A 12120-nucleotide genomic window follows, 5' to 3' on the forward strand; every position below is an offset into this window, starting at 1 on the left:
GTAAAGACTTGTCGAAAAACTGTGATATTTTTCTATCGTTTTGAAACGGTCACGCAATAATGTCATGATAATCTATGTGTAGTACCAAGTGAGGTACAAATACATTGTAGAGAGGATTTTTTCAATTGAAAAAATTTGCATTAACATTTGTTGCTAGTTTAGGTTTATTTGCCGGAGGCGTGATGGTATCGGCGGATGAAGTAACTCATGTCGTGAAACCTGACGATACATTATCAGGATTAGCTTTGACTTATGGCACAACCATTGATCAATTACTATCTTTGAATAGTCAGATTATTAATCCGGATCTTATTTTCGATGGTGATACCCTCATCATTGCGACGGATGAACCGATAAATACCAACAATTATGAATCAACACCCGAAGAAACTGCGCCAGTAGTTGACGCGCAACCACAATCAGAAGTAGTTGAAACAACTACACAAGCGACTCAAGAACAAGTAAGCATTCCTAGTTCAGGTACAGGTGTCTTAAATCCCGTTGATGGTATTAACTACTATAACGGAGTGAAGGAGTCTTACTATTCACAGAAAGTTCTGGCAGGTGGAGGTCTGAATATTCCAGGTCGTCATGTTGCGGCTGATGGCACGATTCGTGACGCTGATAACTACATTGTGGTGGCAAGTGATACTCAAGCGAAAGGCTCAACTGGCCAATCTTCATTAGGCGCCTATAAAGTTTACGATACAGGTGTCGGTCATTCTGGGATTGACGTTTATACAAACTGGTAAAATCGAATAGTCAATAAAAATAGCATTGCGGCAAGATCAAATGGATCTTGTTGCAATGCTTTTTTTGTTTGAAAAAATCGGGATAAAAGCTGGTTGGAAAAAACGATAGAAAGAGAATTACAGAGGATTGCTCGTTTATCTAGGATTTTACACTTTTTTTTGCTATGATTATTTAAGAAACAATCGTTGTCATTCACTGGAATCGTTTGTTTTTTGAATTTGTCACGTCATTATTGGAAGGAAGGTTTTGATTTGTTAAAACGTTTTTTTAGTTATTATCAACCATATAAAAGGTTGTTCTTACTCGATTTTTGTTGTGCCATTTTAGCAGGAATCTTAGAACTCGCCTTTCCCATAGCGGTCAATCAAGTCATTGATCGGATTATGCCACAAAATAATTTTCGCTATGTCTTGCTGGCTAGCTTAGGGTTGCTAATTTTTTATATGATCAATACGGTATTGCAATATATTGTCGTCTACTTCGGCCATGTGTTAGGGGTGAATATTGAAACGGATATGCGCAATGAGTTATTTAATCATTTACAACATCAATCATTTGAGTATTATGATAATCGAAAGACAGGGAAATTGATTAGTCGCTTGACGACGGATTTATTTGAAATCTCCGAGGTGGCGCACCACGGTCCAGAAGATGTCTTTATTACGATTATGACGTTAGTTGGAGCATTTCTATTAATGTTACAAATGCACGTTCAATTGGCGTTTGCCACGTTTGCGATGGTGCCGCTCATTATGTTTGCTTTAGTCTTTTTTAATCAAAAAATGACCAAAGTTAATACGACGATTTATGAAAATTTAGGCAATTTTAATGCTGGCGTCGAAGCGGCTGTTGGTGGCATTCGGGTGACCCAATCGTTTGCGAATGAACCATTTGAAAAAGACCGTTTTCGCATGTTGAGTGAAGGTTATCGCCAAGCTAAAATTATTTTTTATAAAATGATGGCGGTTAGTTCCTCTTATAATTATTTTATGATTCGCTTGATTAATTTATTTGCTTTGATTTTTGGAGCGTATTACACGATTAAAGGGGAATTAACGTACGGTCAGTTTGTCGGATTTATTCTCTTATCCAATGTTTTTGTGCGTCCGATTGAAAAAGTGAATACGATGATTGAAAGTTATCCAAAAGGGATTGCCGGCTTTAAACGTCTGACGCAAGAGCTCGATAAAAAGCCGACGATTGTCGATGCGCCCAACGCAGTGGCGGTCGATCACTTAAAGGGAGAAATTGTGTATGAAGATGTGTCTTTTGCTTATGAAGACCATACGAAAGTCTTGAATCACCTCTCATTAAAGATTCGTGCAGGCGAAACGATTGCCTTTGTCGGACAAAGTGGTTCAGGCAAAACAACGTTGTGTAATTTACTCCCGCGCTTTTATGAGGCAACGGGTGGTAAGATTACGATTGATGGGATGAATATCAAAGAGATGACTCTTTCCTCGCTTCGCCATCAAATCGGAACGGTTCAACAAGATGTCTTTCTTTTTCCAGGGACAATTCGCGAAAATATTGCTTATGGGAAATTGGATGCGACAGAAGCCGAGATTGTTCAAGCGGTGAAACTCGCTCACTTAGAGAATGTCATTAATCAAATGGAAGCCGGCCTTGACACGGTTGTGGGCGAGCGTGGCGTGAAATTGTCGGGTGGCCAAAAGCAACGGGTAGCCATTGCACGAATGTTTCTGAAAAATCCACCTATTTTAATTTTAGATGAGGCTACCTCAGCGCTGGATACGGAAACGGAAACAGTGATTCAAGAATCGCTTCATTCGTTGGCGCAAGGACGGACGACTTTAATTATTGCGCATCGCCTGGCCACGATTAAACATGCGACGCGGATTGTCGTCATGAGTGATCAAGGGATTTTAGAAGAAGGAACGCATGCCAGTCTAATGGCGAAACATGGCGCTTACCGCAAACTTTATGATGCTCAGTTTCATGAGGAAAACACAGAGTCTTTTCTTAATTGAGTGACTAATTGATGGAAGCGATGCATGACGCATAAATGTTTCGCTTAAGTAGCGTCCGTATCTTAACCTTTCAATTATTTTCAAGAAAAATCCATGAAGAGGTCTAGTATTTCACAAAAGAGTACGTTATAATAAATAGAATAATGAAACATGTTTTCGATTGCTGTTCTTTTGTTTTTAATAAGAAAAGGAGTGATGCACGTTGTTAACACTTTATACTTCCCCAAGCTGTACATCATGCCGCAAAGCCCGTGCTTGGTTACAGGAGCACGAAATTCCTTTTGTTGAACGAAATATTTTTTCAGAGCCGTTAAATATTTCCGAGCTAAAATCAATTTTACAAATGACGGAAGATGGCACAGAAGAAATTATTTCGACTCGTTCTAAAGTGTTTCAGAAGTTGAACATGGATTTAGATGATCTGCCACTCAAAGAGTTGTTAGAATTAGTCCAAGATAATCCAGGGTTATTAAGACGTCCGATTATGGTCGATGAAAAACGTCTACAAGTTGGGTTTAATGAGGATGAAATTCGTCGCTTCTTACCACGAGATGTTCGCCAATTAGAATTGCGTCAAGCACAGTTGATGTCAGGATTGTAAACAATAATGATCGAGAAGGTACGCCAATCATGGTTTGCCTTCTTTTTTGGCTTTATCTTGGATAAATGGATCAGAAATGAAGAATATCCAAAGATAAACAGTGGAATAACTGTTTTTCCTTTACATTTATAATTCTTTCGTTACAATAAAACATAGAAGGATAAGTAAAGTGAGGTGTAGCTAACGACGATGGAAATGGAGCATATTAACGAAAATACGATACGCGTTCTAATTAAAAGTGAAGATTTAGCTGCTCGCGGGTTCACTTTTATTGATTTACTAGGTAATCAACAAGAAATTGAAAATTTCTTTTACAGTATTTTAGAAGAAGTTGATGTAAATGATGAATTCAAAAGTAGCGAGGCAGTCACGTTTCAAGTGTTACCAAAAGGAGACGGACTGGAGTTGTTTATTAGCAAAAATATTTCGGCTGAAGAGTTTGGCTCTTACGAAATGTTTTCGAATCAATTTACAGAAGATGAACTGTTGTCATTTTTAGATCAAGAAGAAACCGACGAAGAAGCAGAAATTTTAGACAGTATGATTGAAGCGATTGACGATAAAAATGCCGCAAAAATGAGCAATAGTCAAATAGAAAAACCAAAGAAAAAGCCAAAAAACAAGAAAGTAATCGTTCCTCGAGACTATGTGTTTGAGTTACTTAATTTCGAGGCGGGGGTTTATTTAGCTGGGGCTATTAATTTAGAAGACGCGAAGACGAATTTAGTCAACATGGATAATCATTATTATTTAAGCGTGCATTTCTCTGTGGAAGTATCAGAAGGTGAAATCAAAAACAAGATTGCGCATCTAGCGGAGTTTGCCCGATTGAGTGAAGGGTCACCCGATGTGTTATTCGAGCATGGTCAAATCATTATGGCCGAAGATGCGCTGGGAACAATCAAAAAATATTTTATCGTGTAACTTGTACAAGCAACCGTCAAATTAAGGTGGTTGCTTGTTTTTTTATCTTTTAAAGTGAAAAATCACACAAGTTGAAGGCGTATTATTTTTCCAGTAAGTTAACGGTAAACGACTCGACGGAATCAAGTAAACATTTTTTAGAAAAAGAAAGGGAAGTAGCCCTATCATCAGTTTAACATTCGTGTTAATATGAGTGTGTTTGTTTTTTTAAAACTGTCAGAGAAGACAAATAACTGTTTATTCACATGTTTTTAAATGATTGAAGCATGATAAAAATAAATGAAAAGGTGGATGATTATGACTAACGATATTCAAAAACGTCATCATTTAACGATTCGCGGAAATGGTGAGCAACATATTTTATTTATTCACGGCTTTGCTTCCAGTCAAGAAGCATGGAGCTGGATTACACCTGCATTTGAGGCAGATTATACCTTAATCTTGCTTGACTTAGTTGGATCAGGGAAATCCGATAAAACGGCCTATCAAAGTGAGCGTTATCAAAGTTTGATGGGATACGTCGACGATTTAATTGAACTTTGTGATACGTTAAAATTTAAAGATCTCATTGTCATTGGACATTCAGTGGGCGGTTTGCTAGGGTTATTACTCGCGAATCAACGACCCGATTTAGTCCGCCAAGTACAAGTAATCGGCGCTTCCCCACGTTATTTGAATGATTTACCAGAGTATATCGGTGGGTTTGAGCGTGAAAATGTTGATCAAATCTTAGAGATGATGGAATTAAACTATGCCGGCTGGGCGAGTTATTTAGCACCGGTAGCGTTACCAATATCGGAAGGACAAGAGCAAACAGATTATGTCCAAGCGAGTTTTTTGTCGAGTGATCCTAAAACTACTTATGAATTCTTAAAAATCACGTTACTTGTTGATTATCGTGATTTGTTAAAAGAAGTCCAGACGGATACCGTTATTTTACAATGCTCCGAAGATAGTTTTGTACCAATAGAAGTGGCGGAGTATATGGCGCAAGAAATAAAGAATAGTCAGTTACATGTTTTGTCTGCAAAAGGACATTATCCTCATGTCAGTCATCCAGAGGAAACAATTGCAGCTATCAAACACTACTTGAAATAGAGGGTAATGACAGATGTATGATAAAAGAAGGCAATGCTCAATCATTGCATTAGTGACGCTAGATTTATCGGGTAATATCCTGGCTGCCAACCAACGCTTTTTAGAGTTAGTTGGTTATTCAGAGAAGGAACTTTATGGAAATCATATCGAAAAAGTCATGAACAATGGTTCGAGGTTTTTCTTTCATTCGATGATTTATCCTAAAATTAGAATGGAACATCAAGTGACAGAGGCCTATTTGTTATTACAAACAAAAGAAAAAGAGTTATTGACCGTGATGTTCAACGCGCAACTCTTTGAGGAGGAAATGATCATCGATTGTTTTATTTTGCAAGATAAACAACGGATGGAACATCTCAAAGAAATTCGTGCTATTAATGAAGCGTTAGAAGTCGCTTTGAAGGAAAAAATTATGTTACACGAAGAACTTGTTCATGCGAATCAAAAAATGAAACGTTACGCAGAGCTTGATTTTTTAACGGGCTTATACAATCGCCGGATGTTCATAAAAAAATTAAAACAGATGTACCAAGCGTTTTCAGAGCAAGACCGTGTATTTTCGATTTGTATTTTTGATATTGATTACTTTAAGAAAGTCAATGATCAATACGGTCATCTCACGGGGGACGCGGTATTAGCTGGAATTGCAGAAGAGATGCGTCAATTTTTTGATGATAGTTGTATTTTAGCCCGTTTTGGTGGTGAAGAGTTTATTCTTTTGTTACCGGATTTGGATAAAAATAGGAGTATTTCAATGATTGAAGAATTTCGGAAGCATATTAAGTGTCAAAAATGGAAAGATGTATCGGTTTCGATTAGTTTTGGACTGCAGACTATTAACTATCCGAGTGAACTGGACGATATTATTATTCAAGCGGATCAAGCGCTTTATACGGCTAAACGTTTGGGACGTGATCAAGTCGTTCACAGAGGAGAGATGGACGAATCATTCTCTTAAAAAATTATTTCATAACAGCACTTGATGGTAAAGTGATCAATTCGCATTCTTACTAAAGGAGGTTAACCAGTGAGAAAGGATAAAATAAAATCCATCGAAATTAATTATTTCCTCGTCCCATTTTCAATTATATTATTCGTAACGGGCATCATTACTTATATGACAGTGAGTGTCAGAGTTGAGGAGGAATATCAGGAACTTAAAAATACCACATTAGAAATTGCCAAAAGCTATTCTAGTAGCCTCTATCAAGCGAATCAATCTTCTGAAATTATTACAGAATTACTTGATGAAAAAATTAGAATGGCAAGTCAAGCCATTATGCTGATTGAAGATAAAGAAGACAATCAAGCCCTACAATCGATATCTGAAACCTTTCAAATCGATCAAATCAATCTTTTTAGTCCTGCAGGAGAGATTTTGTATAGTACGAATGAGGAACAGTTAGGTTGGAAGGTCTATGATGATCATCCCTTAAACGCCTTTATGACTAGTGGAAAAACGATTTTAATCGAAGAAGTTCGACGAGATACAGAAGATGGACGCTTTTATAAGTTTGGTTATGCGAAAAATCCGGATGGGAGTTTTGTCCAGTTAGGGATTTTAGCAGAAAATATCCAAGCGAGATTGGCAGACTTTGAACTGTCGAATTTAGTCAATAAGATTGCTGATAGGGATGATGTGCAAGATGTCTTTTTTATTAATAATTCATATGAGATTGTCAGTAGTAATCTGAATGAAATGATTGGTAGAAAGGTTGAAGACAGTCAACTACGAACGGAATTAGCCGAAAATCGGATTGAAATAAATCGTGTTCAATTATCATTTGGAAATTACTACCGGATTGCGGTGCCGATTTTCTCTGAGAATGTGAAGATTGGGAGCTTGTTGTTACGTTGGCCGACTGATAAAATCGTTCGAGCGGTTACGCAAATTATCTTATTTGGCGTGGGGATTTTCTTTATTGTGATTTTAATTATCAGTGGTATTCTTTTTTATGCTTATCATAAAAGTAAAATCAATATTAAAATTGCTTACTATGACGAGTTGACGGGTCTACCGAATAGTAAATATTTGATGGATTATTTAGATGATATCTTAGCTCGTACCCATAAACGTAAAAAAGCGATTTTTCTCTTGAATTTTGTGCGCTTTGGTAACTTCAATATGACGTATGGTTATAGTTATGGGAATCAAATTTTGAAAAAAATAGTAGCGAGAATTGAGTGTAATTTAGAGGCAGATGAAAAGATATTCCGATTTGATGGTGACCGTTTCGTGATCGTGTTTAATGACTATCAAGATCAAGCAGCTCTAGAAGTACGAGCGGATCAATTGTTGAAGCATTTCGAAGAGCCTGTCTTAATTGGATTAGAAAAACAATATTTAGAGTTACAAGTAGCTATTGTTGAACTCGCACGCAGTCATGTTTCGACGGATAAGTTATTACAAGATGCCACGTTGGCTATTTCTCATATGAAACATCATCCGACGCTTAAAAAGATTATCTTTAATGATATGATGGCTGATAATTTGAAGCGTCAAGATCAAATTGTGAAAGCTTTACGTAAAGTGATTAGTGGTAAAGAGACAGCAGGCTTTTATTTAATGTTTCAACCAAAGTTAGATTTGGCGACCAATACCATTGTTGGTTTTGAAGCCTTAGCACGACTTAAAGTCGCTGGCCTAGGTAATGTCCCACCGGATGAGTTTATCGCGATTGCTGAAAATGAGTTGCTAATTTTTGACTTAGGAATGACGATTTTGCAGCAAGCCTGTCAGTTTATTCAAAAATTACAACAAATCGGCTACGCGAATATCTCGGTGGCAGTCAATATATCCGGACATCAATTGCTAAGGGAAGACTTTATAACAAGAATAAAAGATTGCATGTGTGGACATCAAGATTGTAAAACATTATTAGAGTTTGAAATCACCGAATCGGTCTTGTTTGACCACTATGAACAAGTCAATGATATCTTAGGCGAAGTCAAAAAAATGGGGATAAAAACCTCGCTGGATGATTTTGGAACGGGCTTTTCTTCTTATTCCAGACTGGAAGAATTACAAATCGAAAATGTCAAAATCGATAAATTATTTATTGATAAAATTATTGAAGTAGATGAAAAACACTTAATTTTATCTGATATTATTTCGATGTCACACAAGATGGGTCTACAAGTCATTGCTGAAGGGGTCGAAAGTGAAGAGCAAGTCGTTTACCTTCGAAAACATCACTGTGATATGATTCAAGGCTATCATTTAAGTCGACCGTTATTTGACGATCAAGCACTTGATTTTTTAAGAGGATTTAATAAAGACAAAGAGACTAATTGAAATTGTCTTTTGGTAGATGCTTAGCAAGTTGATAAAATAAAAAGGTAAAAAGGCTGGTAGCGATGTCAGTCTTTTTACCTTTTTTATTAGTATTTTAGATTGTTGTAGAGACCGAAGGAGCAGACATTTATCACCCGTTCAATCCAGGTGTGAAAAAAACTGTCACTGGGCGCTACAGGTTCGAAACGATTCTAACATTAACGAGTGCGACTCCAACATTCTGTCAGAAATTTCTGATTTACGACAACAAATTCGCTCGTTCGTGCGAATCTAATCATGAGGTGAAAATCATGATGATCGCAAAGACAAACCAAGGGAAGCTGGTCGATGCAAGTGACTATCAACCAATCGTTAAATCATCCTTATATTGTCCGGGTTGTGGCGGTAAGGTGATTTTTAAAAAAGGCGTAAAAGTAATCGCTCATTTTGCGCATGTCTCTTTGCGGGATTGTGCCAGTTTTAGCGAAGGAGAGTCCGCGGAGCATTTAGCTGCCAAAGTGTTGCTCAAAGGATGGATGCAGAACGCTATAGTAGAAGCCTATCTTCCACAACTACAGCAAAGACCAGATTTGTTGTGGGGGAAATTAGCAATCGAGGTACAATGTTCACCGCTTTCGTTTACTCGTTATACTGAACGAACAACGCAGTATTTTGTACATGGCTATCTTCCTTGGTGGATTCTAGGTGGAAAACTACGCCCGCATAAAAAATGGACAACCTTTCAAAAAGCGTGTTGTTATTACCAAAAAACGCACGGACTCAAATTATAGAATTTACGGGCGAGAAAACCACTATTTTAATGGTGGGATGATAGCCTGTAGATGTACTGTAAGAATGTAGGGAAACTTGCATTTAGAGACAATACAAAAACTCGTATTGTCCAATGAAGAAACTGAATTGCTGGGAACTCGTAAAGCTGACGAAACGACAACGTAGGGATATTAAACCCAAGCGTGAACGTGGTGAAAACAGAAAAAATTCGTTAGATGGCATAAGGTTAAATCCTAAGTGTTCGCATAATCGAAAATCAGCAGCCAAGCCTAGAAATAGGAAGGTTCAACGACTATTCCTCTTGAGGGAAGTACACACAAGCGTGTGGAAGTGGTTTCGCCTTAACAAGTAACGTTGAAGGATAAGATATAGTCTGTGCTTGCATGAAAGTGTAAGAAGTTCATCAGAGAACTGCATAGGAAGTTGCGAACCTATGTGAACAAACTCTACACGATAAAGTCAAAAAAAGCTTAGTATTTGTGTATAAAAATATTTACTTCGTACACTAATTAATGTATAATTAACTCATGGATAACGAATACAGACATTCTAAGACAACGGTATCGTTACTCAACTATCATTTTGTTTTTTGTCCTAGATATCGTCGGAAACTATTTGTCAATTCCGAAGTAGACGCTAGTTTTAAAACTCTTGTCCATTCAATCTGTAAAGAAAATGAATGGGAAATCATTGCGATAGAAACAGATAAAGACCATTGTCATCTTTTTGTAAATGTTCAACCAACCTATTCGCCGGCAGATGTCATGAAGGTGATTAAAGGGAAAACATCAAGAGAACTGCGACAATCGTTTGAACACTTGAGTAGAATGCCAAGTGTTTGGACACGGTCTTACTTTGTTTCAACAGCAGGAAACGTTTCTAGCGAAACTATAAAACGATATGTGGAAAATCAAAGAACAAGATACTGAGTTTACGTTAAGGAGGTGTACAGAAATGAAAAAAGCTCATAAAATTAGAATCTATCCGAATTCAAGACAGGAAATTCAATTTCAAAAAACCTTTGGTTGTGTTCGATTCTACTGGAATTTTTTACTAGATCAAAGAATTACGAATGATAAGATGAAAAAAGAAAATCCTAAATATATTGAAAATAAACTGACCTATGCTGGACTTAAGAAGCAAGAAGAGTTTGCTTGGCTAAAAGAAGTGGAAGCACAACCACTAAGTCAAGTGAATATGGATTTGAATAAAGCGTACAAAAATACGTTTAACTCTAAATTTGGGTTTCCTAAGTTTAAGAGTAAAAAATACTCGAAGAAATCCTATCGAACTGCCGTAGGCATGAAAGTCAATGGTCGATACTTCTATGTTTCGAAAGTTGGTTGGGTCAAAATGGCAGAAGAATTGCGTTTTAAAGGGAAACTAATGAACGTAACGATTAGTCAAAGCAAATCAGGGAAATATTTTGCGACATTCTTAGTTGATTCTGATAATTTTCAAAAAGCCCCTGCGAAAAATAGTATTGGATTGGATTTAGGCTTAACTCATTTCTGTATCACATCCGCAGGAGAAAAAATCGATAACAATCGCTTTTACCGTTCTCTTGAACAACGTTTGGTACGTGAACAACGAAAACTTTCAAGACGTTTAGAGGTTGCGAAAAAGCATAATCGAAAACTCGATGAGTGCCGAAACTATCAAAAACAGAAAGTTAAAGTTGCCCGTATCCATGAAAAAATTTCAAACCAACGTACTGATTTTTTACATAAACTATCTTCAAAACTGACTGATGAGAACCAAATCATTTGTATTGAAGATTTAAATGTAAAAGGATTGGTAAAAAATCATAAATTAGCGAAGTCAATTTCAGATGTCTCTTGGAGTGAATTCGTTCGACAATTAGACTATAAATGTCAGTGGAAAGGGCGTACTTTACTTAAAGTAGATCGTTTCTTCCCAAGTTCACAACTTTGTTCTTCTTGCGGTCAGAATGACGGTAAGAAAGAGCTAAATATTCGTGAATGGGTCTGTTCAAATTGTGGAACAATTCATGATAGAGATATTAATGCAAGCATAAATATTAAAACCGAAGGACTTTCGGGGATAGCTTAGTAAATTTGCGCCTGTTAGGGCGTACTACCTAAGAACCCCACGACTTTAGTCGTGTGGAGTGTCAGATAGTATTGACGTTGAGGAAGGGCAATTGCTCTTGTATTATCATATCCAGTGGCACTACCGGCGACGATATCATTATGAACGATATGCGTTTCATTATCGCTCCTTTTCAATAAAACAGATCCTCGCGTTCACACCGATTGCAAAAAGAAATTATCCGTGGCATATTCAACAATTTAAATGCAGCTTAAAAGAAAAACTCTTTCAATGTGATCCGAAAATTATGCAACTACAAGAAAAGATTTACCTTAAAGGGGGACATCTCTTATATTTACCCGATTGTTGTTACAAGGAAAGTATGTATTTTTTCTTTTTTGAAGAAACCTTATTGTATCTGCGTTTTTGTTACACTAAAGGTCAGACCTTTCAACAATGGGTTGCGACGATCCAAGAAGTGTGTTCAGACTGGCCGTATCCGCTCGTTTCGCAACAAGAAATATTACATGCCATTTATGCGGAATGCACTGAATTATCATACGAATAAAATTTTTCCTTTAAAGTGAAGGCAAGCCTTTCGTTATGTGATAAACTTATGAGAAAAGGAGGAGTTT

Annotated in this window: 11 protein-coding genes; all 11 read left to right on the forward strand. The window is 37.0% G+C overall.

Annotated features, from left to right (window positions below; genetic code table 11):
• Positions 1-125: 125 nt before the first annotated feature.
• The 11 genes from IGI68_RS07510 (at position 126) to IGI68_RS07560 (ending at position 12053) form a co-directional block, all read left to right on the forward strand.
• Positions 126-752 carry a LysM peptidoglycan-binding domain-containing protein gene (locus tag IGI68_RS07510; RefSeq protein WP_071875364.1) on the forward strand — a complete coding sequence of 209 codons (627 nt, stop codon included), beginning with the start codon at positions 126-128 and terminating at the stop codon, positions 750-752.
• A 252-nt stretch (positions 753-1004) separates the two neighbouring features.
• Complete coding sequence (locus IGI68_RS07515; RefSeq protein ID WP_438731984.1) at positions 1005-2744, forward strand: ABC transporter ATP-binding protein; 1740 nt, start codon at positions 1005-1007, stop codon at positions 2742-2744.
• A gap of 202 nt (positions 2745-2946) precedes the next feature.
• Positions 2947-3345 carry a transcriptional regulator SpxA gene (spxA, locus tag IGI68_RS07520; RefSeq protein WP_071875366.1) on the forward strand — a complete coding sequence of 133 codons (399 nt, stop codon included), beginning with the start codon at positions 2947-2949 and terminating at the stop codon, positions 3343-3345.
• A gap of 189 nt (positions 3346-3534) precedes the next feature.
• Entirely contained in the window at positions 3535-4269 is a 735-nt protein-coding gene (locus IGI68_RS07525; RefSeq protein WP_273230530.1) for an adaptor protein MecA, read from the forward strand.
• A gap of 297 nt (positions 4270-4566) precedes the next feature.
• Positions 4567-5367, forward strand: a complete 801-nt coding sequence (locus IGI68_RS07530; protein ID WP_273230532.1) for an alpha/beta hydrolase — start codon at positions 4567-4569, stop codon at positions 5365-5367.
• Positions 5368-5380: 13 nt separating this feature from the next.
• Positions 5381-6325, forward strand: a complete 945-nt coding sequence (locus IGI68_RS07535; protein ID WP_438731987.1) for a diguanylate cyclase — start codon at positions 5381-5383, stop codon at positions 6323-6325.
• A 69-nt stretch (positions 6326-6394) separates the two neighbouring features.
• Positions 6395-8662: a putative bifunctional diguanylate cyclase/phosphodiesterase gene (locus tag IGI68_RS07540; protein ID WP_438731989.1), complete on the forward strand. Its 2268-nt coding sequence runs from the start codon at positions 6395-6397 to the stop codon at positions 8660-8662.
• Between the two features lie 290 nt (positions 8663-8952).
• Positions 8953-9432, forward strand: coding sequence for a competence protein CoiA (locus IGI68_RS07545; RefSeq protein WP_379952631.1), 480 nt, complete (start codon positions 8953-8955; stop codon positions 9430-9432).
• Between the two features lie 528 nt (positions 9433-9960).
• Positions 9961-10362: an IS200/IS605 family transposase gene (gene tnpA / locus IGI68_RS07550; protein ID WP_438731992.1), complete on the forward strand. Its 402-nt coding sequence runs from the start codon at positions 9961-9963 to the stop codon at positions 10360-10362.
• 25 nt (positions 10363-10387) lie between these two features.
• A complete protein-coding gene (gene tnpB / locus IGI68_RS07555) occupies positions 10388-11506 on the forward strand; it encodes an IS200/IS605 family element RNA-guided endonuclease TnpB (protein WP_438731994.1) in 1119 nt (372 codons plus the stop codon).
• Positions 11507-11603: 97 nt separating this feature from the next.
• Positions 11604-12053 (forward strand): hypothetical protein, encoded by a 450-nt coding sequence (locus IGI68_RS07560; RefSeq protein ID WP_071875730.1) that lies wholly within the window; start codon positions 11604-11606, stop codon positions 12051-12053.
• The last annotated feature ends 67 nt before the right edge of the window (positions 12054-12120 follow it).

Source organism: Enterococcus sp. DIV1314a (assembly GCF_051713805.1).
In the GTDB taxonomy this organism is placed as follows: Bacteria; Bacillota; Bacilli; order Lactobacillales; family Enterococcaceae; genus Enterococcus_I; species Enterococcus_I aquimarinus.